Source organism: Sinorhizobium fredii (assembly GCF_002944405.1).
In the GTDB taxonomy this organism is placed as follows: Bacteria; Pseudomonadota; Alphaproteobacteria; order Rhizobiales; family Rhizobiaceae; genus Sinorhizobium; species Sinorhizobium fredii_C.
Genome location: NZ_CP024310.1, coordinates 794146 through 819020 on the forward strand (window position 1 = coordinate 794146; position 24875 = coordinate 819020).

The window sequence follows — 24875 nt, forward strand, 5'->3', positions numbered from 1 at the left end:
ACGCTGAATGACGCTAAATGCTGACGAGTGACAGCAGCCGAAATCGTGCCGGCGACGTGCGCCTAAGTCGACCGATGGAGCGTACCGGCTGCGTGGGAACTGGTCTGGGCATTGAGTAAGGGCGGCCAAGGTGATCCTGAACCATCGTGTTACGCGTGTTTCGGTCGGCATTCTGCTCCTGGCGGTCGCCATTGCCGTGCTGCTCCCCGACTTGACCGGCTATACCAGCCTGGACGGCACGGTCAACGCCCGCTTCGCGATCATCAATGCGCCCATCGATGGCGAGATTTCCAAGCCTCCGCCGAGGATCGGCACGCCTGTCACGGAAGGCGAATCCCTCGCCGTCATCCGCAACGATCGCGTCAACCGCGCCATTCTTGCGTCGCTTCGCGCCGAGCATGGCACGGCGGTCGAGCGTGTCACGGCACTGCGTCGCGAGCGCGACGCGCTCGCCCTGCTGCGAGACGAACTCGGCCAGCGGATGGGTGTCTTTCAGAGCGCGACCATCGCCAGCCTGGAGCGGGAGCTCGAAATTCTGCAGAAGCGCGTCGAGGTATCGCGTGCTCAGGACGTGGTGGCGAAAGTCGACCTCGATCGTCGCCAGGAGCTGGAGTCGAAGGGGATATTCACGCGCAAGATGGTGGAGGCGGCCGAGGCCGCCGGCGCAGCAACGGGAGGTGAGGTCGAGATCAGCAACCTGACTGTCGATTTGCTGCAGCAACGCCTCGAGGCAGTCCGACAGGGCATTTTTGTCCTGGGAGACGGTCAGAACGACGTGCCCTATTCACGGCAGCGCCAGGACGAGGTGATCGTTCGCATCAACGATCTCGACACCCGCATTGCCGAGAATGAGACGCGGGCAAGTCAGGCGGCGCAGCAGATGACTGAGGAGGAGAAGCGCGTCCGAAGCCTTGAGTCGGCAACCGTTCCTTCTCCGTTCAGCGGTGTCGTCTGGAGCAGGAACGTTGTCAGCGGTTCCAACGTCGTTCTGAACAACGAGATGATGCGCATTCTCGACTGCCGCGAATTGTTCGTCGATATTCTCGTACCGGAGGTTGACTACGACGAGATCTATCCCGGCCGCGAAGCGGAGGTCCGGTTGTTCGGCCGCGGAGATGTCTTCAAGGGCAAGGTACAGGCCGTCAAGGGCAGTTCCGCGGTCGTGGAAAAAGACTCGCTTGCCGCCAACGAGCCGGAAACCGAAGAGCGCAGTGCACGGATCCGCGTCGCGCTGACGCCGTCGGCGCTCAACACCGATTTTGCCAATTTTTGCCAGGTGGGACGCACGGCGCAGGTGCGGTTCTCCAAACGCAACATCCGTCTGACGCGGTGGTTTGAAAGCCTGTGGTTCAATCTCTTCTAGCGCTCGCGCCGACCTTGTTGGTCATCGCCTTCTTCCTGCTCGGGCCATCCAATTGGTCGCGTCATCAAAGCCGCGCGAGGGCGATTACCTGTGCGTTCGTCGCGGCCGTGGCATTGCGCTACATGATCTGGCGTTTCACCGAAACGGTTCTCCCCTATCCGAATGACGGCGCCAATTTCTATTGGGTCTGGTTCGTGTTCATCGTCGAGCTGCTCGCCTTTTCCGAGGTCGTGCTGTTCCTCATCCTGATGAGCCGCTATATCGACCGCAGCGTCGAGGCGGACGAGCTTGCGCGGCCGTTCTTCGCGCGGCCGGAGAGCGAGCTGCCAAGCGTCGACATCTTCATTCCCACCTACAACGAACCGCTCGACGTGCTGGAACGAACGATCGTCGGTGCGCTGGCGCTTGACTATCCGAAAGACAACCTCGCGGTCTATGTGCTCGACGACGGGCGGCGCGATTGGCTCAGGACCTTTTGCGAAGGGCGGGGCGCCATTCACGTGACGCGCAACGACAACGCCCATGCCAAGGCCGGCAACATGAACAATGGCTTGCGGGTCAGCTCCGGCGACTTCATTGCCGTCTTCGATGCGGACTTCGTCCCCTATCGCCGCTTTCTGCGGCGGACATTGCCATTCTTTTTGGACGAGACCATCGGCATCGTGCAGACGCCGCAGCATTTCTTCAACGTCGATCCGGTGCAATCGAACCTCGGTCTCGAAAATATATGGCCGGATGAACAGCGACTGTTTTTCGACGAGATCGCGCCGAGCCGGGACGGCTGGGACGTGAGTTTCTGCTGTGGTTCCTGTTCGATCGCGCGCCGCACGGCGGTCGATATGATCGGCGGCTTCCCGACCGAGTCGATCACCGAAGATCTGCTGACGACGCTTTCGATGCTCAACAAGGGCTACAAGACCCGCTATCTCAACGAACGGCTGTCGATGGGCCTCGCGGCTGAGAACCTCACCGGCTACTTCGTCCAGCGCGAACGCTGGTGCCAGGGCGGAATCCAGACGCTCTACCTGCATAACGGTCCCCTGCGTGGGCCGGGCCTCTCGCTCTTCCAGCGCATCATGTTCCTGCCGATGTCCTGGCTGGTGCAATATCTGGTCCGTTTCGCCGTGCTTCTCGTACCGATCGTCTATCTCTGGTTCGGCGCCCTGCCGCTCTATTTCACCGATGTTGCCGACTACGTTTCGAACCAGATACCGCTGCTGACCGCCTATTTCCTGCTGATGCTCTGGCTGGCGCCGACCCGCTACCTGCCGCTGGTCTCCACCGCCGTCGGCACGTTCGCCACCTTTCGCATGCTGCCGACGGTGCTTTCGAGTCTGGTGCGGCCGTTCGGCAAGCCTTTCAAGGTGACCCCGAAGGGCAGCGGCAACGAGGAAAACCAGTTCGATGCCTATACCTTTACCTGGATCGCAGCCTTCATCGTCGTCACGGCGGCAGGGCTACTGATCAACATCGTTCCGGAGACGGCACATATCGAGGGGTCCTTCTCGACGATTGCGGCGCTCTGGTCGGGCCTCAACGTCGTCGTCCTCGTGATCGCCTCGCTGATCTGCTTCGAGAAGCCGCGCCGGCTTCTCCAGGCCTTCAAGCTCGACGAAGCCGCGGATGTCGACGGCAGCGCCGGGCGCCTGGTGAGCCTTTCGCTCGATAAGGCAGTTGTAGCGGTTCCCACCGAAACAAGGTTCAAGTCGACCCGCGTTACGTTGAACCTCGAAGGTTTCGCGCCGCTTCAGGCGGAGCTCAAACAGGTGACCCAGCGGCGCGGCGACATCAGCCGTTCCGGTGACCAGCGGCGCTATTACCTGCATCTCCACTTCGATCTGCGTGGCTTCGAGCGCGACAAGATGATCATCAAGCTCTATACCGGCAACTATTCCCAGGAGGTTCCGGATATCGACAAGGTGGCAGTTTCCGTAAATCTGATGCTGCGCGCCTTCGGCCGAACGCGCACCGCTTAATCACAGGACCTAGCTCGCCGCCGCCGTGCCACGGCGCTGCCGCCCTTCGTCCAGTTCCAGTGAAAGCTGCAGGCCGTGCTTGAGCGTGGGCAGCGGAAGTCCGAGCTGGATACGTCCGAATGCCTGTCTTCGCCGCTCCTGATCACGCTCCCGCTGCCTGCGGACCGCGGCGACTGCCGCCATTGCGCGCTCGATGACTTCTTCCGCATGGGTCATGGAAGCCTCCGGTTTGTTCATGCTATGTTCTCATTTGCGGGTGGGCGTGTCAACCCTTCGGAAGTTTCGCGCTGGTCCGGCTTCATCGCGTGAAGGGGCGTCGCAGCATATCGGCGTCGTTGGCGGATCGGGCTGCGCATCGCATTGGCGCCAAGGCCTTAAGGCTTGCGGATTGCCGCGCTGGTATGGTTTGAGTGGATGCACAGGCGGCTCGCCCGCCTGCCTTGGACCGGGCATTGCGCTGCAGCAGCGGAACGGGATCGGATCGTGGAACGGAAAACCAATCTCAAGGACGTGGCGCGCGAGGCGGGGGTCTCGCTCAGCACGGCCTCGCACGCGCTGAACGGCACGGCGCCGCTGACCGTCGAGGTGCGCGAGCGGGTGCTCGAATCCGCGCGCAAGCTCGGCTATCTCGAGAGCCGGCGAAAAAAGGCGACGATCGCCACAGTGCGTGTCGTCCTGCTCGCCCTGACGAGTGACGCGGCGCCGCAGAGCGACCTCAACATGGTGAGCTGGACGATCCTCAACGGTGTGCGGCGCGAATGCGAGCGGCGCGGAATCCGCATCGTCCCCTTCGTCAGCGCCAACACCCGCCTCGATCCCGCCGAGGTGCGCACCGCGGCGGAGGAGGAGAATGTCGACGGCATCCTGGTGCTCAATGATGACGGGCCGGAGCTCATCCGGGCGCTTTCGACGCTTGCCAAGCCGATGGTCATCCTCAACGGCGAGGATCCGTCGATGCTGGTCGATACCGTCACGGTCGAAAACCGGTTCGGAGCGCGGCTCGGCACCGAGCATCTGCTCTCGCTCGGCCACCGCCGCATCCTGCACCTGACATGGCAGGGCCGCACGACGATCCGCCGGCGCTATGACGGCTATGTCGATGCGCATCTGGTTGCCGGCCTGCCGGCCCCGGAGAACATGGTCGTGGTCGCCGAGAGCTATGTGCCGCGCCACGGCGAGCAGGTGATCCGCGCTCTCCTGCAAGCGGATGGCAAACTCAGGGGCGCCACGGCGGTCTTCTGCGCTGCCGACAACCTGGCGCTCGGCTGCCTGGACGCGCTCGCCGGGGCCGGTATCCGGGTGCCGGAGGATATGTCGGTGCTCGGCTTCGACGACATCGTGCCGGGCGAGTTCAGCGCGCCGCCGCTCAGCACCATCCAGATGCCGGCCGATCGCCTGGGCGCCGCGGCGCTTTCGCTGCTCGAGCAAAGATTGATCGCCAACGATCCGTTGCGCCCGGCGCATCGGCTCGAACTCGGTTGCCGGCTGATCCTGAGGGGCAGCATCGCGCCGCCCCCGAGATCGGCGAAATAGTCCCTACTTCATGCCGGTTCCGGCGATGCCGGTGGTGATGTAGCGCTGCAGGAAGAGGAACACCAGCGTCACAGGTATGAGACTCAGGAAGGTCATGGCGAGGATATAGTGCCATTGCACCGAGAACTCGCCCTGGAAGGCGTTGAGCCCGACCTGGAGGGTGAAGTTCTCGCGGCTGCTCAAGACGATCAGGGGCCAGAGGAAGTCGTTCCACCGCCAGAGCACCGAGAAGATCGCCAGAACCGCGAGCGCTGGGGCCGTCAGCGGCAGGACGATGCGCCAGAAGATTCGGAACTCGCTTGCCGCATCGACCCGCGCCGCCTCGATCAGCTCGTCCGGAATAGTCAGCATATATTGCCGGAGCAGGAAAACCCCGGTCGGCGAGGCGACCGTCGGGATGATGACGCCCCAAAGATTGTCGACGAGGCCGACGCCGACGATGACGAGATAGGCCGGCACCATCACCACGGTGAGCGGGATCATCAGCGTCGAGATGATCAGCACGAAGATCGCCTTGTCGCCGCGGAAGCGATATTTCGAGAGCGCGAAGGCGGCGAGTGCATTGACGATCAGCGTCAGGAGCGTCGCGACGAAGGTGACGAAGACCGAATTCTTGAGGAAGGTCAGGAAGTTGAAGCGGGTCAGCGGATCCGTATAGTTCTCTGTCGCGACCGTCAGCCGCTGCACCGGTGAAATGCTCCTCGTATCGACGCTGACGGGATCACCCGGATTGTCAGGATCGACCATCTGCGCCTTGAGGCCGATGCGGCGGACCATCGCCATTTCCCGGACCTCGCCGTCGACCGTGACGTTCCAGAGGCTCAAGGGCTTGTCGAACCCCTGAACCTCCACCTGCACGGCGGCGCGCGGCAGCAGTGTCGGCGGAAAGCGAGTGATTTCCGCCTCGGGTTTGAGCGACGACATGCCCGCCCAGAGCACCGGCACGAGCACGGCGAGCGTCCCGCCGATCAGCCACAGCCAGGAGAGAATGTCGGTAATGTCGATTCGGCCGGCGCGCCGGGTGCGGGTGAAAAAGCCGATGGCACTGACATTGGCGGACATGATCAGGACTCCACCTTCTTGCCGAGGCGCAACTGCACCAGGGTGAGCACCAGAAGCACCAGCCCCATGAGGACGGAGGCAGCCGAGGCAAGGCCGTAGAGCCTCAGGTCGCCGGCAAACGCCATCTGGTAGATGTACTGGACGATGAACGTGTTCGCCGTGCCCGGGCCGCCGCCATTGGTCAGCACCCAGGCCTCGTCGAAGATCTGCACCGAACGGATCATCAGCAGGATCAGCACGACGAGCAGGTTCGGGCCGAGGAGCGGCAGCGTGATGCGGAAAAGGGTGCGCGACGGCGTGGCGGCGTCGATTGCCGCTGCCTCATAGAGATCCTTGGGGATCGCCTGGAGGCCGGCGAGCAGGATCAGCGTATAGAAGCCCATGTGGAACCAGACCGAGACGACGACAACGAAGAAGCGCGACCAGCCGACGTCGAGGAGAAAGATTTCCGGCGGCACGCCGAGCATCTGCAGGAAGGCGTTGAGCAGCCCGTTGCGGTCGAGGAACCATTTCCAGATCAGCCCGATGACCACGGGCGACAGGAGAACCGGATAGAAGAACATCGCCCGGAAGAAACCACGCGCCGCAATTGCCCGGTTGAGGATCAGCGCCGTGACGAGGGCGACCAGAAGCGTTGCGGCGACATTGAAGCCGACGAACCAGAGCGTGTTCCAGATCGCCGTCCAGAAGAGCGATTCCTCGCAGCTTCCCGGCACCAGATAGCTGTCGCAGGTCAGCAGCTTGCGGAAATTGTCGAGGCCGACGAAGGGCCGGTTGGAGATCAGCAGATCGGCACCGCCGGTGAAGGCGTAGCCGATGGCGATGGCGATCGGCAGAAAGGTGAAGATTCCGAAGAGCACCAGGTTCGGCGCAAGGAAGAGATAGGGCATCCGCGCCTTGCCGGTCACGCGCTCGACGGCGTTGATCGGTGCCTCGAAGAGCGCCATGACGAGGTCGAGCCCGCGGTCGGCGAGTCCTGCTGCTCTCGCCATGGTCAGGCCCTCCCGCTGATGCGGCCGAGGGCGAGCTCGCTTGCCGGATCGAAGACATGCAGGCGGCCATCCTGCGGCATGATCTTCAGAACGGCACCTTGCGGCGGGGCGAAGTGGCCGGGCCGGTGGACGATGACCTGCTCCGACTGTCCCTGGAGGTTGCCGTAGACATAGGTCTCCGTGCCGAGGCTCTCGTGATATTGCACCTCGAAAGGCAGGCCTTCGCTGTCGGAAAGGGTGAAATGCGCCGGCCGGATACCGGCAAGGACATCCTGCCCAGCTGTGACGGTGGCGGGCTCCACATCGCTCTTGAGCAGGGTCGGGTAGCCGACGTCGATGGCGACGCTGCGATCGTCGCCGATCACGATCCGGCCCTTCAAGATATTCATGCGCGGCGAGCCGAGGAAGCCGGCGACGAAGAGATTGCGCGGATGATCGAAGAGCTCGAGCGGTGATCCGACCTGCTCGATGCGTCCGGCCCGAAGCACGACGATCTTGTCGGCCATGGTCATCGCCTCGACCTGGTCGTGGGTGACATAGATCATTGTCGTCTGCATGTCGCGATGCAGCTTGGTGATTTCGGCGCGCGTCTGGACGCGCAGCGCCGCATCGAGATTGGAGAGCGGCTCGTCGAAGAGAAAGATGTCCGGTTCGCGGACGATCGCCCGGCCAATCGCGACGCGCTGGCGCTGCCCGCCCGAAAGCTGCTTCGGCCGGCGCTCGAGATAGGGTTCGATCGCCAGCATGCGGGCCGCCTCGGCGATCCGCGCGTCGATCTCGGTCCGTTTGAACTTCAGGTTCTCGAGGCCGAAGGCGAGATTCTTGCGCACGCTCATATGCGGATAGAGTGCGTAGGACTGGAAGACCATGGCGATCTTCCGTTCGGCCGGCGAGAGCGCCCCGACATCGCGGCCGCCGATCGCGATCGCGCCGGAGGTGACGTCCTCAAGACCGGCGATGATGCGCAGCAGGGTCGACTTGCCGCAGCCCGACGGGCCGACGAAGACGACGAATTCGCCATCGTCGATCTGAAGGTTCACGTCGTGCAGGACGTGAACGGTGCCGAACGCCTTGTTGAGGTTCGTAAGCTTGAGATCTCCCATCGCCTGCTCCCGGTAGATCGCCATGCTTCGGGTCGCTTCGCCCCGAAATCATGGATGTGATCGAGTCTGATAAATTCGAGCGGGATGCGGACATCCCGCTCGGTCATCTCGTCTCTTCGACGATATCCTGTGCATTCCAGCCTTCCGGCAGACGCACAGGACGCTTCACCGCCACGTCCTCCGCGACCAGCCCGTCGACGCCTTTTAGAAAGATCGCGGGCATGCCGCCCGGGTAGTCGAGGAGCCCGATGATCCGGCCGTCGGCGCCGCGCGTCCAGGCATTGGCCCGCCCCGCCGCCTCGGCACTTGGAGCGATGTCCGCAAAGGTTGGCCGCAGGTCGTAGCGCAGGCCGGTGCCGAGCCGTCCGGGCTGCTGCGCAAGCGTGATCCGGTTGAGCTCGACATTGCGGATGCCGGCGTCGGAGGTGGAAACGAGGTTGATCGCTCCCTCCATTCGGCCGCTGATCTCTTCCACAAGAAGGTTTTCGACGGTGCCGGCCCGGCGCTCCGGGCGCCGGTCGACCACCGTCACCGTCAGGGCTTCGCCCGAGCCCCAGAAACCGTCGAGGGTTTCGTGGCAATCGACCTCGATCCGCGAAAAACGGATGTTTCGCATGTGGCCGCCGTCGCGCGAGAACAGGCCGAGGCCGCGATTGGACTTACTGACAGTGCAGTCCTCGAAGGCGATATCGCTGAAATCGCCGAAGGACTCTGTCCCGAGCTTGAGCGCGCAGCTCAGACTAGAGACGGTGCAGCGGCGGACCGTCACGTCCTCGCAGGTCCCGATCGCCTTGCCGTCCGGCCCGGCACTCGTCTTCAGGCAGATGCCGTCGTCGGCGGTGGAAATGATGCAACCCTCGATCAGCACGCGACGGCAGGCGTCGAGAACGATGCCGTCGGTGTTCGGTAGCCGCCGGTCGTTGGTGATCGTGACGGCGCGGATGACGACGTCGTCGCAATCGGCGAGGTGCAGGGTCCACATCGGCGAGCCGGTGACCTGGAACCCGTCGAGGCAGACGGCCCGGCATCCCTCGAAGACCACCACGCGGGGCCGGAACTCAGCCGGAACGAAGGTGCCGACATCCGGGTCGTCGCCGGTGATGAAATGCTCGCCGCCCGCCTCGATCCTTCCCGGACCGGTGATCCGCACATTCTCGGCGTTGCGTGCGACGATCATGCCCCTGTCGGATTTTTCGGCGATGACGCGAACGGCCGTATCGCGATAGGCGTGGTAGTCAGGAATGGGCCGCAGCAGGACGCCTTCCGCCAGATGCAGTTCGACGCCGCTCTTCAGGAGCAGCCCGCCCGCCACGTGCTCGCCGGCGAGCAGCGACACGCGGCCGCCGCCGCAAGCGGCGACCTGATCGATTGCCGTCTGGATCTCGGCGGTCGCATCCCGGCCGGTCGCGTCGATGCTGAGCAGCTGCGGCGTCACGATTTGGTATCCTCCTCGAGAAGCACGTCGATCAAGAGCAGCATGGTCAACGCCTGGCCGTAGGGGGTCGGCAGGTTGGGGATGCGCCGGTAGAAGTCGAGGTCGTGGCCCATCGGCGTTCCATCGGAGACGCCCTGGACGACGCCTTCCGCGTCGATCTGGCCGAGCACCGCCATCAGGGCGCGATCGGCGTGGACGCGGTCTTCCTGCCGCAGGATGCCGGCTTCGATGCCGCGCAGGATGCCATAGGCTATGCCGGCGGTGGCGGAGGTCTCGACAGGCGAGGTCGGGTCGTTGACAAGCGTATGGAACATGCCGTCGTCACGTTGATGACGCTTCAGCGCACGGACCTGGCTGGCGAGCACGTTTGAGAGGAAGCGCTTGTCGCTGGGGTTCAGCGAGGGCACGAGCTCGAAAAGCTCGGGGATCGCCACGGTGATCCAGGCATTCCCGCGCGCCCAGAAGGCTTTGGCGAAGTTGTGCCGGCCGTTGAAGGTCCAGCCGTGATACCAGAGGCCGGTGATCGGGTCGGAGAGATAGCGGGTGTGAACCATGAACTGGTAGACCGCCTCGTCGATCCAGTCGCGGCGGTCGCAGATCACCCCGGCGCGGGCGAGGAACAGGCAGGCCATGAACAGCGTGTCGTCCCAGAGTTCGCCGTCGTTCAGCCGTTCCTTGACGACGTGCTGAAAACCGCCGTCCTCGGTCTTGGGCAGCTTGTGCACCAGCCAGTCGGCCCAGTCCTCCACGAGGGCGCGGAAATCTGGCCGATCGACATGCTCGGTCAGGATGACCAGCGGCAGCATCGGCGCCGAACTGTTGATCTGGCGCGGCGGCAGGCCGCGTTCGATCTGCCAGGCATACCAGCCGACGAGATCGTCGATCGCCTTGCGATCATCGGTGGCGATTGCGCGGCGCAGAAAGCCGTAGAGACCGACGCCGACCTCCCAGTCCCACTCGTCGAACTGGATGCCGCCGACATGATCCGCGCCGACGAGGCCTTCCTTGATGCCCTTCAGGCGGCTGAAGGCGGAGGCGACCTTGTCGATCTTCGTCTTGAGCATCGATCGCTCGATGTTGATCTTTTTCATCTGCATGGTCCACTCATGAATAGAAGAGACGGTCCGCCCGACCGGCGGGACCCGCACTGTCGAAGGTGATCTCGGGCTGCGGCTGCGCGTGGCCGAAGGTCAGGGGCTTCCCGCCGAGCGAGAAGGCGCCGTCATGGGAAAGCCGCAACGCCGGCCGATCCGGAGGCGCGACCGAAAGCAGGCGCCGATCGGCGTCGAAGCTCACCTCGGTCAAGTGAATGCGCTTGCGAAATCGCTCGAGATCAGTGCCGCTGCCGCAGCCGATGGCGGCGATCCAGCCGCAGAGGCGTCCCTCGGAGCGGAGCTCGCGCCCGGCCGTGGCGCCCTTGGTAAGCATGGTGAGGCCGTTGGTGGCGTAAAGAGCGGCGAAGCCGGCGCCCGAGCGGACGATCAGCCAGTTGTCCTCGATGAGGATCTCATCGAAACCGTCCCGTCCGAGATAGGCGTGCGTCCAGCCGTTGCGATGATCCTCCGTGTCGAAGATCATCAGCGCCAGGTCGCGGTGCTGGGCGACGCGCGGAAGAATACCGCTGCCTGCCCAGTAGGAGGGCCGCTGCGTGCCCCAGGGATCGTCCTCGCCCGGGTGGTTCACCCAGAGCCGCGCCATCGGGTGGCCCGCCAGGCGGATGTCCATCACGTGCTGCTGGTGTCCCTTTTGGCCGGTCTTGTGGTCGACGACCGTCGATAGCTGCGCCGCCTCGTTCTTGAAGAGAACGAGCTTGCCGGCATCGAGCCCCTGCGCGTAGCGGGCCTCGATGGCTCGGCCGGGCTCCAGCCGCGCCAGCCGGTCGAGACGGGTCGGCGGGACATAGGCGGATGAGCAGAACATCGGCAGCGACGCGACGCCGCCGTTCAGCCATCCCTCGCCGAAGGCGACCGCGGCGAAAGGCGCGAGCTCGGTCAGCGGTCCGGCCCGCAGTTCCTTGTCGTAGGCGCGGCCCTGCGAGCCCGCCGGCACGCCGGCAAGAGTATGCAGCGCGATCATCTCGAAGATCAGGTCGAGCTGGCGCCGGGCGCGGCCGGCGAGTTCCGGCTCGGCCCAATGTTCGAGCGCCAAAAGGCCGATGAAGTCGATCGGGTAATAGGCCGCCGAGTTCCATTCCGCGAGCCCATGCGCCTCGACGCTGTCGAACCAGCGATGAAGGCGTGCCTTGGCGAGCGCCGCCTGCTCACGTCCGCTCCGCCCCGAGGCCGCGAAGACGGCGTCCGGCAGGAAGTCTCCGGCGAGCAACTGGCTCGTATGGAAGCACAGCACATGGTTCTCGCTCCAGAACCACATCACGTCATTGCCGGGCTCGTCCACCCAGTAGCGGTAGGCGAGGACCGATGCCCGGATTCTCTCGACGGTCTGAGGTCCAAGGTGCCCCCCGTAGGCGCGGACCAGCCAGAGCAGCGGCACCAGGACGAAGTCGGAACAATCCTCGCGTCGGTCGATCGACTGCAGCGTCACCGCGATGAGGCGGTCGATCGTTGTCCTGTCGTCGCTGCCGGAGGCGACCATGGCAAGCGCCCGGCTGATGCGTTCCGCCCCGTGGCGGGCACTGAAATCGAGTGCCGCCCGCTTTCGCTCGGTGATGCTGCCCGCCCGTGTGGCTGGCGAAAGCCGGCCGAGGAAGGCGGCATCGATGACCCGGGTGACGGTGCCGGCGCCGGATCCGATCGTCAGCCGCACGCTGTGATAGCCATCGGGAATGCCGAGCGTCTCGGGAATGGAGAGCCGCGTCTCGGCTGCGCCGAGCGTCGTGGCAGCGCGCGTCAGGATCGCTCGATCGTGGCCATGGCTCACGACTTCGACGAGGAGGGGAAGGTCGGTTCCGGACGGGGCGTCGAAGACGAGTTCGAGCGCCGACCCGACGAAGACGTCGCGGCTGGGCCGGACGTCGCGCACAAGGGCGGCGAGGCGGTTGACCTCATCGCTGTCGAGAGGAACCGGCAGGACGACCGTCAGCGGCGCCTCATCCAGAAGCTCGAGCTCGAAGAACCAGATCGTGTCCCGTTCGGCGAGATCCTCCGCGTGAAGCAGGATTTCGTTGTCGCCCGGATGAAGGTCGAGCGTTACGTCGGTCGTGCTCTCGACATTGCGCCGGAACGGTTCGAAGCGCACCTGCTCCGCGCCGTTCACCCAGATGCGCAGGCCGCCGCAGGTGCGGAGCCTCAGATGGAGCCGGCGCGGGGCATCGGTCCGCAACGTGCCCTTCAGCCACCGGCGGACATGGGTCGGCACATGCCAGAAGCCGGTGAATTCGACGCGGCGGTTCGAGCCCGGCAGGTTCAGATGCGCTGCCGGCCAGTCGCGTTCCGGTTCGATCGTCCGGCCGACCATCTCGGCCCAGAAAGCCTTGCGGCAGGGCAGGTCGCCGACATCGACGAAACCGTTGATGAAGCGGTAATTGACGCGATCCTCCGCCGGCGCCGCGGTCCCGGGGAAGCCATCGCTGATCAGCTCGGAGACGATCCAGGCGGTGATCGTCTCGCCCTTTCGGACCTCATAGGTCGGGTCGAGAGACGGCGCTTGCGTTGCGGAATTCTCCTTCATAGATCGCCTCCCGTCGATCATATGAAAATTTTTTCACCAGTGGCGTTCTGACCAGTTAGGACGTCCCGCCTGCGATATGCCGGCAAAGAAACAGCTTGACCTTTGCGCTGTCAAGTCGCAAAAAGGTGAAAATCGAATTTGGCAGAGGAGTTCCGGTTCGATTATGAAAATATTTTCATAGGGAGGATGAGCATGTCGAAACTCTTATCGGGCGTCAGCGCCTTTGTAATCGCCGGCTTCGTCGGCGTGGCTTCGGCTCAGGCCGAAACCAAGACGATCACATTCCTGTTTACCGATGACGATCAGGGCTACGTCCAGCGCATGGCCGAGCTCAGCAGGGAATTCGAGAGCACCCATCCGGATGTGAAGGTCAATTTCGTCTCGTCCGGCTACGACGCCGTGGCCAAGCAGTTGCCGGTGCAGCTTGCGGTCGGTGAGGGCCCCGATCTCGCCAAGATCACCGATTGGCAGCTCGCTCCCTATTACCTGGACATGCGCCCCTACATGAAGGATCCGGAAGCTTACGCCAAGCTTCACGGCGCAAGCCTCGAACAACTGCGCCTGCCGAACATCAACGAGCCGAATTCCATCAACGGCTACGTGGCGTCGCAGACGCTCAACCTGCCCTTCGTCAACAAGACGCTGTTCGAGCAGGCCGGCGAGCCCCTGCCGGGGCCGAAGGCAACGCTCAAGGAGATCGTCGAAGCCTCGGCGCGGGTCGCGAAGGCAACGGGCGTGCAGGTTCCCTTCACCATGGACCGCTCCGGCCACCGCTTCTCGGGTGCCGCCTTCTCCTACGGTTCGACCTACGTGAAGGACGGCAAGTTCAACTTCCCGGACGAAGCAGCCAAGAAATATATCGCCGACGTCTATTCCTGGACCGAGAACGGCAGCTTTCCCAAGGAAATGTGGGGCGCGGCCGGCGGATCGCAGTACAAGAACATGGGTGACGAGTTCGTCAACGGCAACGTGGTGACCTATCTCGCCGGCAACTGGATGGTCAATCCGTTCCAGACCAAGATCGGCGACGCCTTCGATTGGACGGCGATCAATGCGCCTTGCGGCGAGGCCGGATGCTACGCCATGCCCGGCGCCACCGCGATCGTCGGCTTCAAGCGCACCAAGCACCCGGAAGCGGTGGCCGAGTTCATCGAGTTCCTCGGCTCCGAGAAGATCCAGCGGGAAATCGCCGAAAATTACGTGATCCTCACCGGCGCCGACATCAAGGACCCGCAGTACAAGCTTTCGAGCGAGAACGCCAAATCCGCCATGGCGGTGTTCCTCGACAACAAGAAGAACGTACCGCAGGCGGCGCGCGACTTCGAGCGCCAGAAGGGCGGATCGGCGCTCTACCAGCAGATCGTGCAACGCATGAGCCAGCTGATCGTCGGCGAATTGTCGCTCGATGAGACCTACAAGGTGCTGGAGGACGACGTGCGCAAAATAAACGAAGCGCGCGCCACCCAGTAAGCGCCACTCCCATAAGCCTCCCAGGCTGGACGGCGTGCCCGCTCCGTGGGCGCGTCGTCTCTCGCGCTCGAAGCAAAACGAAGGGGAACCTCATGCAGTCGTCGATAACTGTTCGCCACGCGGTTCACTACTCGCAGTCGGAAGCCATGACCGGGAGCGAGTTGCGGCAGAACTTCATGATCGAGGAACTGTTTACGCCCGGGCGCGCGACCGCGGTCTACACCCATTACGACCGGCTGCTCCTCATCGGCGTGATGCCGGACAGGCAAGCGATCGGCTTCGGCGAGGACTTGGCACGCGTCGTCGGCGGCGAATTCCTGCTTGAGCGGCGCGAGTTGGGGCTGATCAATATCGGCGGTCCGGGGATCGTCCGGGCGGACGGAGCGGTCTTCGAGATCGGCTTCCAGGACGCGCTCTATCTCGGCATGGGGACCCAAGACGTCTCTTTCGAAAGCGCCGATCCTTCGGCGCCCGCCAAGTTCTATATCAACAGCGCCCCCGCCCATGCCGCCTTTCCGGCCCGGCCTATCCGCAAGTCGGAAGCGATTGAGCTCAATCTCGGCGACGGCAAGACCTCGAATAAGCGAACGCTCTTCCAATATATTCATCCGGATGTCGTGCCGAGCTGCCAATTGCTGATGGGCATGACGCGGCTCGAGCCGGGCAGCGTCTGGAACACCATGCCGGCGCATACGCATGACCGGCGCATGGAGGCCTATCTCTATTTCGAGGTGCCGCAGGACGCCTTCGTGATTCATCTCATGGGACGGCCGGAAGCGACCGGCCACCTGATCGTCAGAAACGAACAGGTGGTCGTCTCGCCGCCCTGGTCTGTCCACTGCGGCGCCGGCACCTCGGCCTACGCCTTCATCTGGAGCATGGCGGGCGACAACAAGTCGTTCAAGGACATGGATTTCGTGCCGATGGGGGAGATCCGATGACCGCCGCCGCCGGCCCTTTCGACCTCATCGGAAAGCGGGCACTGGTCACCGGAGCACACTGCCTGGGGGCAGGGCCTCGCTGTGGCGCTCGCTTCCGCCGGCACCGACGTCATCGGGCTGGGATCGCAGGAGATGCCCGAGACCCGGAGTAAGGTGGAGGCGCTGGGTCTGCGGTTTGAGGAGGTCGTCTACGATCTGCGCAATCCGCGCGGTATATCGGAGATGTTTGCCAGTCTTGTCGAAGGCGGACGAACGGTCGATATCCTGATCAACAATGCCGGGCAGATTCGCGGTCCGACTTCACCGAATTCACCGAAGAGGACTGGGACGACGTTCTGAACATCAATCTGAAGAGTGGCTTCGTGCTCTCCCAGGCGGTCGTCCGGCATATGCTCGAACGCGGCGTCAAGGGGCGCATCGTCAACATCGCCTCCCTCTTGTCCTTCCAGTGCTTGCCGTCGACGGCGGCTGGCTCGCCCGCTAGCTCGGAAGGCACCAGTTGCCCCTCTTCGGCGACCGCCTGCCCCATCTTCCTTTCGATCGCGTCCCATGCGAGGCTTCGGCTGGGATTGCCGCGGGCGGTGCAATTTCCGTTGCGGCCGGTTCCACCCGTTCCCCGACCGCCCCTCGGGCGTTATTTGCGGGAGTGCAGCATGCGGACACTCGAGCCTTTGCCGGTCGTCGCGATCATCGGAGGCGGTTTCAGCGGTGCCGCCGTTGCGCTGCATCTCACGCGCTCTCTGGGCGTGGAGCGAGCGGCGCGGATCGTCGTCTTCGAACGCCGCGCCAGGCTCGGCTCCGGCCTTGCCTATGACACGGCAGAGCCCGCGCATCGCATCAATGTGCCGGCCTTCAAGATGAGCCTTTATCCGGACGAGCCGGAAAGCTTCGCTGACTATGTTGTCCGAGCCGATACGGTCGCGACCGATCCGGGCTTCAATAGTCCCGACGGCATAGCCTATCCGCGGCGGTCAGTGTTCGGCGACTATGTCGCGGCCGAACTCGCCCCTTGTCTCGCCAGCGGGGCGATCGAGCACAGGCGCAAGCGCGTACTTGAAATGAAGCGATCTGCAGGCCAGTGGACGATCCTTGCGGAGGATGGGGAGGCACTCGTCGCCGGCATTGCCGTTCTTGCCGTCACGCATCCGACGCCGGCGCTGCCAAAGGCTCTGCTGCCGCTTTCGTCTTCCCCCAAGCTGGTTGCGGATTCAACGCGCGCCGATGCGCTGGACGGCATCGCGCCGGCAGATCGCGTGCTGATCGTCGGCAATGGTCTGACAGCGGCGGATGTGGTCGCCGCGCTTGCCGAGAGAGGCCACGGCGGGTCGATCGTTTCCATTTCGCGGCGCGGCCTGCGGTCTCGCGGCCACCCGGCGATCGCGCAAGAACCGTTTGGCGACTTCGTCTCCGATCCGGCCAGCCGCGCATCGGAGCTTCTTCGCCGTATTCGCCGAACGCTGCGGGACGCCCGGCAACAGGGCCTGAGCTGGCACCCGGTCATCGACGCGGTGCGGGCGCAGGGCCAGCAGATCTGGCAGGCCTTGCCGCTCGTCGAGCGCCGCCGCATTGCGCGGCTGGCGCGATCCTATTGGGACGTGCATCGGTTTCGCATAGCGCCGCAGGTCGAAACCGTTCTGGACAAGGCGATCGAGGAAGGCCGACTGGAAATTGTTGCTGCCTCCATCGCATCGGCGGCGATCGAGGACGGGGAGATCCGGGTCAATCTCCGGCAGCGCGGCCGCGACGCGCCGCGGCGGATCGTCGTCGATGCGATCGTGGTAACCACCGGCCCCGCCCATGGCGAGATCCTGAAGTCTCAGCCCTTTCTGGCGGGACTTGAGAGGGACGGCGTGCTCGCTCCTTGCGAAACCGGTCTCGGGATTGCATGCGATCTTCGTTCTCGCGCCGTTGGCGCGGACGGCCGGGTGCAGCCGAACCTCTTCATCGCCGGACCGCTGGCGCGCGGCACCTTCGGCGAATTGATGGGTCTTCCCCAGGTGACGGAGCATGCGGTTTTCGTCGCCCGAGAAATCCAGGCGCTGCTCACGATGAACGAAGCGAACGGCTTCACCCCGTCTCCGGCATGAGAATTCTCCCACCGACTCGGAGAAAATATTATTTTGATTAAAAAACAGCGGCTTGATCGTAATTTCGGGCGTGCGCAGACGCCTTTCACGGTGAAATTTGGTTTTGCCATTGCATATCTCGAAGCAGCATCTATATATACCCCGTCGAACATTGCTTGTGACCTTTGTCTACGCGCTGATGCGCTTCGCCAGATTTCCTTTCAAATATCGATCAAATCGGGTGAATACTCGCCCGTAATCTCTACCATGAAAGGAAATCGTTATGAGTTCAGGCACCGTAAAGTGGTTTAACAGCACCAAGGGCTTTGGCTTCATCCAGCCCGACGACGGCTCCACGGACGTGTTCGTCCATATCTCCGCCGTCGAGCGGGCCGGGCTACGCTCGCTGGCCGAGGGCCAGAAGGTGACCTACGACATCGTCCGCGACAACAGGTCCGGCAAGAGCTCGGCAGACAATCTGCGAGCTGCTTAAATTGTCATTCGCCTCCGCTGACCACGGATGTACTGGCAGGGAGCGTTTGAATGACAGGGCGCCGTTGCGCGTCTGAAAAGATGCGCGGCGTTCAAGAGGAGGTCGGGGTAATGCCCGGCCTTTTTTGCTTGTGCCACCTAAAGGGCACAGACGAAGGAGATGGCCATGAGCCGGAACACCTACAATGTTGGCGATACGGTCGTGCTGAAGTCCGACCTGATGCGGATGTTGGCGGCCGACAGGACCTGCCGTATCGTCGGCATCCTGCCTGCCGCCGAACACGGAGAAGCACAGTATCGCGTCCGGCTCGGGACCGAGACCTTTGAACGTCGAATTTTCGAACACGATATCGATCCTGCGGAAAGCGCCCTGCCGGTCAGTGAACGCGTCCCGGCGGCAACGGTCAGTGGCAGTCCTTGGCTTAAGCCGTTGAGCATCAGGACCGCCAAGTGAATAAGGGCTGGAGCGCGCACGCGCCTCTTATTCCCCCGCAAGGAAGCACTCGGAATTTCCCGCGCTCTGGTTCTGATCGAAGGAACCATGTAGCAACTCATCAAACGGAAAGGATGTATTTTGCAGGTACTTGTCAGAGACAATAACGTCGACCAGGCTCTCCGCGTTCTCAAGAAGAAGATGCAACGCGAAGGCGTCTTCCGCGAAATGAAGATGCGCAGCGCCTATGAAAAGCCCTCCGAAAAACGTGCTCGCGAAAAGGCCGAGGCCGTTCGCCGCACCCGCAAGCTTGCGCGCAAGAAACTGCAGCGCGAAGGCCTTCTGCCCTCGCCGAAAAGAGTGGCGCGCACGCGCTGAGCATGTCTCATGTCTGTGCGGGGCAGGGGCGAGAGCGTCCGCTCTATTTGCCCTCCCGCGCAGCCCTTCCGTCAGGCGACTGTCACGACGCGTACATGTCCGCGGCGCTCTAGCACGTCGATGACGACGCTGGTGCCGGAGTGGTTTGCCGCCACGTCGACGGAGCCGGAGCCGATTTGCAGGTTCCGGATCTCGAGCTCCTCGATGAAGCCGGGCAAATAGGGCGTATCGAAGGTGATCTGCATCTGCTTCGTAAAGAATTCTATTCCGAGGCACGACTGAAGCAGCGATAGCGGCGCTGCCGCCGCCCAGGCCTGGGGAATGCAGGCGACCGGGTAGAAGGTCGGGCCCTGGGCGCGCTGGCGCGGAAAACCGCAAAAGAGCTCCGGTAGACGCCGCAGATCGATATAGGTCGAGGCTGCAAACAGTCCCTCGAAGATCCGCGCCGCCTGCAGACGAAAGCCGTAGCGCGCCAGACCGAGCGCGATCAAGGCATTGTCGTGCGGCCATACCGAACCGTTGTGGTAACTCATCGGGTTGTAGCGGCTTTCGGTGACCGGGATGGTTCGTATCCCCCAGCCCGAAAACGAGGCGCCCGACATCAGCGTCTTTGCGACAACTTCGGCTCGCTCGGGAATCGCAAGTCCGGTGAGCAGGGCATGCCCTGCATTTGAGGAGCGGACCCGGCAGGGCTGCTTGTCGCCGTCAAGCGCCAGCACATAGGTGCCGAGTTCCGCATCGAAGAAGATCGCGTCGAAGCGATGCCGCAAGTCATCGGCGCGGCGCGAGAACTCGACCGCCCGGTCCTCGTGGCCGAGAACCCTGAGCATCCTCGATGCCGCCTCCCAGGCGCCATAGACATAGGCCTGCACTTCCGCGATGGCGATCGGCCCCCTGGCGAGCGTACCGTCGGCGTGGAAGACGGAGTCGTGGCTGTCCTTCCAGCCCTGGTTGGCGAGCCCTTCCTCGGTCCGGCGACCGTATTCGACGAAGCCGTCGCCGTCGCGATCGCCGTGGACACTGATCCATTTCAACGCGGCCTCGATATTCGGCCAGATCGTCCGGATCGTCGAAACGTCGCCGGTGCGTTGCAAGTACTGCCCGGCCAGCATCACGAAAAGCGGCGTCGAGTCGACGCTGCCGTAATAGCGGCGGAATGGAACTTCCCGCAATTCGGCCATCTCGCCGAAGCGCACCTCGTGCAGGATCTTGCCGGGTTCGGCATCCGACAGGGGATCGAAATCGGTCGCCTGGTTGGCGGCGAGATGCGCAAGCACGCCGCGGGCGATCTCCGGATCGAGCCACAGGGTTTCGATCGCGGCAATGATCGCGTCGCGGCCGAAAACCGTGCTGAACCAGGGGATCCCCGCATAGGGGTAAGGTCCTTCATTGGTCTCGGTGATGAGCATGTAGAGGTCGGATATGCTGCGGCGCACGACCTCGTTGAAGACCTCGTTCGAACTGACGATCGCCGCCGCCCGCCCCGAAGAGGTGCGCAACGCACGACGCGCATCCCGGAGCGCAAAGAAGAACGACCTGTGACCGATGGTGATCGCCGGCTCCCGCTGGCAATTGACCTCAAGGAAAAGCGTTCGGCTTTGACCGGGTGCAAGACCGATCTCGAAAACGGCTTCGGTTGCAGAAAGGCGCGAGGGCGGCGGATCGAAGCCAAGCCGGGTCGTCCGCTTCTGAGCGTCCAGTCCGGTATAGGAAAGATGCACCTCGCTGGCCTTTGCCGTCGGCGGATGCATCTGGCCGCGCTTTTTGCGCTGCTTGCCGCGCACCTCGAACAAATCCGCGAAATCGGCTGCAAAGGCCAGCCTGATTTCTATCTGATGCGGCCTCTCATGAAAATTGCGCACCAGGATCCGTTCATAGCAGGTGCCGTTCCAGAGAAAGCGGGACCGCCTGAGATGGATCGAATCATGGGGAAGCGCCAGTGCGCCGCTCTCGTCCAGGAAGTCAGGATTGGTCAGGTCGCAGGTCAGCGTCGCGTTGTCGTCTCTCAAGGTGGAGGAGAGGAGCAAGGGTCGAGCGCCGTTGATGGTCACGGCGAGATGGGAGAGATGCCGTGTGTCGCGGTGGAACAACCCTTCGGGGCTGCCGGAACCCGAATAGGCGTCGCCGTTGTGGTCGAAGACGGCGAAGGTATCGCCGTGCTTCAAGGTGTTCGGACGTCGTTCCTGCAGGGAGGTGGCTGCAGCAACCGCATATTCGGGCGGCTCGGTGACCGGAGAGTCGACGTTCTCAGGGGACATGGCGCTTCCCTTGGCACGCACCGCGGGGCGCCCCGCGAAGATGTCCGTTAACAACACCCTGCTGATTTTGTTCCCAGTTTGAGGAAATAAGTGGGCAGCGGATGGACAATTGCGCAGGAGCCAACCGGCGTTGACGAGGCACGGCTTGGCAACCTCACCCGCCTCCATGGAACAAGGCTGCAAGTGGCTCGTTTGAATCACATAACCAGTCGCGTTCCACGACGGGAGGAGCCAAGATGAGCAATGACACGAGCGGACGCAACCTCGGGGAACAGCCCGGTTCCCCCGCAACGACGCCGGACCGTGCGGGCAACCAGCCGGAAGCCGGAACAAGGGAAGGCGAAGGCGGCATGGACCGTTCCCTGCAGCAAGCCGTCCGCGAGGACCTCGACGAACTTCGGCAATTTGCCGATGAGCGGACGGAAGAAGCCAAGGAAGCCGTCAGCCGCGCTGCGGAGGACGAGAAGAATGTGGCCGCGCGCCAGCTTGGCGGCATCGCGACGGCGCTTGAGAAAGTCGGCGGCGAACTCGAACAGTCGGATCAACGCGCGCTCGGCCGCTATGCCAAGCAGATGGGCAGTTCGCTGCAAGACTTGGCACGCGACATCGAGGGCCGCGAGCTCGGCGAAATTGCCGCCATGGCGGAGGATTTCGGCCGGAAGCAGCCGCTGGCCTTCCTGGGCATGGCGGCCATTGCCGGGTTGGCCGCCAGCCGTTTCCTGACGGCCTCGGCTCATCGCCGCAGCAGGCGGAGCGTTTCCCAACCGTCCTCGCCAACGCCATCGGGAAGCAGCCGACCAAGTGAAGGCGGGTGGAATTTTACGGAGGATCGGCGCAATGCTTAACCATCGGGACGACCGCCCCCTATCGGAACTGATGACCGGGCTGGTGGCGGATATATCGGGACTTTTCCGCAAGGAAATCGATCTCGCCAAGGCGGAGGCGTCGGAGAATGTCAACCGGGCGATAGGCAGCCTGGAGACGCTACTAATCGGCCTGATCTTCGCCATCGGTGCCATTGGCGTGCTGTTGAGCGCGGCCGTCCAGGGACTGGCCGCCTTTCTCATCGCGCGGGGCATGATCGAGCCGAACGCCGACGCCCTGTCGGCCGTCATCATAGGCGTCGTAGTCGCGCTTCTCGCATGGGCGATGATTTCGCGCAGTCTCTCGAACTTGCGCGGCAACAGCCTCAAGTTCGATAAGACGGCCAGCTCCCTGCAGCGCGACCTGGACGTCGTGAAGGAGAGAGTGCAATGAACGACTATTCCCACACGCACTCGGCTGCCGAACTGCAGCGCGAGATCGAGGCCGATCGCCAGCGGATCGAGGAAAAGCTCCACGCCATCCAGGAACGGATGTCGCCGGGCCAACTGATGGACGAGATGCTTGAATATGCCAAATCGAGCGGCGGCGCCGAATATATGGGCAATCTCGGCGCCGCGCTCAAGGCGAATCCCATTCCGGTCGCATTGATGGGAGTAAGCCTCGCCTGGCTCCTCGCCAATCCGGGCTCACGCGCGCCGAAATACCCGGATAACACCGCGGACGAGTATCCGCTCGCCACCGTGGCCGGCCCGGTGAAACGCACCGGCCCGATCGAGGAGAGCTTCGGCGAGCGCTACAGCCACTTCGCGGACGAAAGCGGCAATCGCTTCCGGGCGATGACGGATGCCGCCGGGCGCCGCGCCGGCCACTTCATCGACCAGAGCGGCAAGATCTATCGCGGTTTTGCCGACGCAGCCGGCCAGCAGATCGAGGATATAAGGGACGAGACCGGTGCCCTGTTCGACGAGGCCTCCGGTTGGGCGTCGAGAACCTGGCGGCAGGTGAGCGCTTCGGCGAGCCGCATGTCCGAGAGCCTTGCGGACACCGGCCGGTCGCTCGCGGGAAGCGTGCAGTCGGCGGGAAGGTCGCTGGAAGACCAGGGCGCGCGATTGAATGCCGCGATCCTCCAGCATTTCCGCGATCAGCCGCTGGTCGGCGGCGCGCTCGCCTTTGCGGTCGGTGCGGCAATCGGCGCGACGCTCCCGCACACGGAGGCCGAAGACGAGGCCATGGGCGAGGCGGCGGACGAAATGCGCAGCAACCTCGCCGCGAAGGCAAATGCCGCAGTTGGCGAGGCGATCGGCACGGCACAGGAGGTGTTGGACAAAACGAGCAATGCCGCCTTGGAAGCCCACGACGCCGCCAGGGACCGTGTCCGCGAAACGCTTCGGGAGTGACGGCTCGCCTGCGGTGGCCCGATCGACGAGTGCCGCGATAAGCCGCTCCAATCGACGGGCGACAGTTTCCGCTGTCGCCCGTTGACCATGCTCGCCTCGCCGGCATCGAAGTTCTCGCCACCCCACCCCTCATAGTCTGATCCTCCCAGCCACACGGGGGCCGGCGGCGGGCCGCATTTGCCCTTCGACTGCGCTTCGGACGCCGGTCCACTTCCAGTCATCGTCATAACAGAGCCGCTGCAACCACCCCGTTGTTGACATTTTTTGCAGAACGTGAAATTTCTTTCAGTAGGCGATAAAAATATCATGCAATGCAAAAAGTCACGCGGCGCAGCATCGGACGGGAAGCGATGGCGATCATCGGGGGATTGGCGGTTCGGGATGATGAAGCCAGCATGGCGACGCGGGCGGCCTGGCTGCACTACGCCGGCGGCTTGACCCAGGCGGAAGTCGCCAAGCGCCTCGGCCTCACCTCGTTGAAGGCGCACCGGCTGATCATGAGGGCCAACCAGGAAGGCCTGGTGAAGGTCTATATCGACGGCGACGTCTCCGAATGCGTCGAGCTCGAACAGAAGCTTTCCGGCCGCTACGGCCTCGACTATTGCGAGGTCGTTCCGGATTTCGACAGCGACGATCTGCCGCTGAAGGCGCTCGGCATTTCGGGCGCGCAGTTCCTGAGGCGCGAGATCGAGCGGGGCGAGACGGCGCTGATCGGCGTCGGCCACGGGCGAACGCTTGCGGCGTGCGTCGAATACCTGCCGCGCACGCCCAGCAACAACACGCGCTTCGTCTCGCTGCTCGGCGGCCTGACGCGCAAGTTCTCAGCCAATCCGCACGACGTGATCCATCGGCTGGCGGAGCGTACCGGTGCCGAAGCCTTTGTGATGCCGGTGCCGTTCTTCGCCAACACGGTCGAGGACCGTGACGTGCTGTTCAGCCAGCGCGGCGTTCGCGAGGTCTTCGAGCTGGCGAAATCGGCCGATCTCCTGATGGTCGGCATCGGCACGGCCGAGCGCGAGGCATCCCTGGTTGCCACCGGCATGATCGAGATGAGCGAAATCGAGGCCATTCAGAAAAGCGGTGCCACGGGCGAGCTGCTCGGCCACTTCTTCGACGCAAAGGGCCGGCCGATCGAGACGACGCTTTCCAACCGCACCTTCACGCTCGGCCGCAAGGACCTGCGGGACCGCCGCACCGTGGCGGTCGCCGGCGGCAGGATCAAGACACGCGCGATCCGTGCGGTGCTCGAAAGCGGGCTCTTGAATGGGTTGATCACCGACGAGCGCACGGCGCAGGCGCTCGCTGCCTAGCGCATCGGCCCGAAAATCGGACCCGATTTTCGGAAAGCACGATGCGTAGGTTCAAAGACTTATAGCGTCCTCTGAGCGTCCAGAAGGACGCACGGCGCTGGAGAAACATTCGAGGCCGCGGCAGGGGGAGGAAACCACCGCGGCCGGGGAGGCAGTACCGGTCGGGTAGCCGGTCAGCTCGTTGGAGCATTCTTACCCGCAACGGAGGAGAAAA

22 protein-coding genes and 1 pseudogene are annotated in these 24875 nt (G+C 63.6%); 15 read left to right on the top strand and 8 right to left on the bottom strand.

The window, feature by feature from the left end; translation table 11 throughout:
* Positions 1–130: 130 nt before the first annotated feature.
* Together NXT3_RS27495 and NXT3_RS27500 are read left to right on the top strand one after the other, a co-directional pair.
* Positions 131–1363: an HlyD family secretion protein gene (locus tag NXT3_RS27495; RefSeq protein ID WP_037419575.1), complete on the top strand. Its 1233-nt coding sequence runs from the start codon at positions 131–133 to the stop codon at positions 1361–1363.
* The gene (locus NXT3_RS27500) at positions 1345–3339 is read left to right on the top strand and encodes a glycosyltransferase (protein ID WP_104841053.1); all 1995 of its coding nucleotides are present in this window, start codon (positions 1345–1347) and stop codon (positions 3337–3339) included. The genes NXT3_RS27495 and NXT3_RS27500 overlap by 19 nt, the downstream gene beginning before the upstream one ends.
* Positions 3340–3348: 9 nt before the next feature.
* Here NXT3_RS27500 and NXT3_RS27505 read toward each other — a convergent pair whose 3' ends face one another.
* Complete coding sequence (locus tag NXT3_RS27505; protein WP_104841413.1) at positions 3349–3555, bottom strand: hypothetical protein; 207 nt, start codon at positions 3553–3555, stop codon at positions 3349–3351.
* Between the two features lie 267 nt (positions 3556–3822).
* Here NXT3_RS27505 and NXT3_RS27510 point away from each other — a divergent pair, with 267 nt between their 5' ends.
* Complete coding sequence (locus NXT3_RS27510) at positions 3823–4872, top strand: LacI family DNA-binding transcriptional regulator (protein ID WP_104841054.1); 1050 nt, start codon at positions 3823–3825, stop codon at positions 4870–4872.
* 3 nt (positions 4873–4875) lie between these two features.
* Here NXT3_RS27510 and NXT3_RS27515 read toward each other — a convergent pair whose 3' ends face one another.
* The 6 genes from NXT3_RS27515 to NXT3_RS27540 all read right to left on the bottom strand — a co-directional run bounded on the left by NXT3_RS27515 (position 4876) and on the right by NXT3_RS27540 (position 13091).
* Positions 4876–5934, bottom strand: coding sequence for a carbohydrate ABC transporter permease (locus NXT3_RS27515; protein WP_037419584.1), 1059 nt, complete (start codon positions 5932–5934; stop codon positions 4876–4878).
* Positions 5935–5936: 2 nt separating this feature from the next.
* Complete coding sequence (locus NXT3_RS27520) at positions 5937–6926, bottom strand: carbohydrate ABC transporter permease (RefSeq protein WP_104841055.1); 990 nt, start codon at positions 6924–6926, stop codon at positions 5937–5939.
* 2 nt (positions 6927–6928) lie between these two features.
* Positions 6929–8029, bottom strand: a complete 1101-nt coding sequence (locus NXT3_RS27525) for an ABC transporter ATP-binding protein (RefSeq protein ID WP_199773461.1) — start codon at positions 8027–8029, stop codon at positions 6929–6931.
* A 103-nt stretch (positions 8030–8132) separates the two neighbouring features.
* Complete coding sequence (locus NXT3_RS27530) at positions 8133–9467, bottom strand: polygalacturonase PglB (RefSeq protein WP_104841057.1); 1335 nt, start codon at positions 9465–9467, stop codon at positions 8133–8135.
* A complete protein-coding gene (locus NXT3_RS27535) occupies positions 9461–10561 on the bottom strand; it encodes a beta-galactosidase BglB (RefSeq protein ID WP_104841058.1) in 1101 nt (366 codons plus the stop codon). Before NXT3_RS27535 ends, NXT3_RS27530 begins: the two co-directional genes overlap by 7 nt.
* A 7-nt stretch (positions 10562–10568) precedes the next feature.
* A complete protein-coding gene (locus NXT3_RS27540; protein ID WP_104841059.1) occupies positions 10569–13091 on the bottom strand; it encodes a hypothetical protein in 2523 nt (840 codons plus the stop codon).
* Between the two features lie 192 nt (positions 13092–13283).
* Between NXT3_RS27540 and NXT3_RS27545 the strand changes: the two genes are divergently transcribed.
* From NXT3_RS27545 to rpsU, 8 genes and pseudogenes are all read left to right on the top strand, one after another.
* Positions 13284–14561: an ABC transporter substrate-binding protein gene (locus NXT3_RS27545; protein ID WP_104841060.1), complete on the top strand. Its 1278-nt coding sequence runs from the start codon at positions 13284–13286 to the stop codon at positions 14559–14561.
* Positions 14562–14653: 92 nt separating this feature from the next.
* A complete protein-coding gene (gene kduI / locus NXT3_RS27550; protein WP_104841061.1) occupies positions 14654–15502 on the top strand; it encodes a 5-dehydro-4-deoxy-D-glucuronate isomerase in 849 nt (282 codons plus the stop codon).
* Between the two features lie 81 nt (positions 15503–15583).
* Positions 15584–15841: an SDR family NAD(P)-dependent oxidoreductase gene (locus NXT3_RS27555; protein WP_272939874.1), complete on the top strand. Its 258-nt coding sequence runs from the start codon at positions 15584–15586 to the stop codon at positions 15839–15841.
* 8 nt (positions 15842–15849) lie between these two features.
* Positions 15850–15909: pseudogene (locus tag NXT3_RS33035) on the top strand (hypothetical protein); the annotation flags it as partial.
* A 246-nt stretch (positions 15910–16155) separates the two neighbouring features.
* Positions 16156–17589, top strand: coding sequence for an FAD/NAD(P)-binding protein (locus NXT3_RS27560; RefSeq protein ID WP_104841414.1), 1434 nt, complete (start codon positions 16156–16158; stop codon positions 17587–17589).
* A gap of 262 nt (positions 17590–17851) precedes the next feature.
* Entirely contained in the window at positions 17852–18061 is a 210-nt protein-coding gene (locus NXT3_RS27570; RefSeq protein ID WP_037419601.1) for a cold-shock protein, read from the top strand.
* 165 nt (positions 18062–18226) lie between these two features.
* Positions 18227–18514, top strand: a complete 288-nt coding sequence (locus NXT3_RS27575; RefSeq protein WP_037419605.1) for a hypothetical protein — start codon at positions 18227–18229, stop codon at positions 18512–18514.
* 120 nt (positions 18515–18634) lie between these two features.
* Positions 18635–18871 (top strand): 30S ribosomal protein S21, encoded by a 237-nt coding sequence (gene rpsU / locus NXT3_RS27580; RefSeq protein WP_014331582.1) that lies wholly within the window; start codon positions 18635–18637, stop codon positions 18869–18871.
* Between the two features lie 71 nt (positions 18872–18942).
* Here rpsU and NXT3_RS27585 read toward each other — a convergent pair whose 3' ends face one another.
* Positions 18943–21129, bottom strand: coding sequence for an amylo-alpha-1,6-glucosidase (locus tag NXT3_RS27585; RefSeq protein WP_097525929.1), 2187 nt, complete (start codon positions 21127–21129; stop codon positions 18943–18945).
* 236 nt (positions 21130–21365) lie between these two features.
* Between NXT3_RS27585 and NXT3_RS27590 the strand changes: the two genes are divergently transcribed.
* The 4 genes from NXT3_RS27590 (at position 21366) to NXT3_RS27605 (ending at position 24661) form a co-directional block, all read left to right on the top strand.
* Positions 21366–21974, top strand: a complete 609-nt coding sequence (locus NXT3_RS27590) for a nutrient deprivation-induced protein (RefSeq protein WP_104841062.1) — start codon at positions 21366–21368, stop codon at positions 21972–21974.
* Positions 21967–22386: a phage holin family protein gene (locus NXT3_RS27595; RefSeq protein WP_037380277.1), complete on the top strand. Its 420-nt coding sequence runs from the start codon at positions 21967–21969 to the stop codon at positions 22384–22386. The genes NXT3_RS27590 and NXT3_RS27595 overlap by 8 nt, the downstream gene beginning before the upstream one ends.
* Positions 22383–23351: a DUF3618 domain-containing protein gene (locus NXT3_RS27600; protein ID WP_104841063.1), complete on the top strand. Its 969-nt coding sequence runs from the start codon at positions 22383–22385 to the stop codon at positions 23349–23351. The genes NXT3_RS27595 and NXT3_RS27600 overlap by 4 nt, the downstream gene beginning before the upstream one ends.
* A 350-nt stretch (positions 23352–23701) precedes the next feature.
* Entirely contained in the window at positions 23702–24661 is a 960-nt protein-coding gene (locus tag NXT3_RS27605) for a sugar-binding transcriptional regulator (protein ID WP_037419752.1), read from the top strand.
* Positions 24662–24875: the final 214 nt, after the last annotated feature.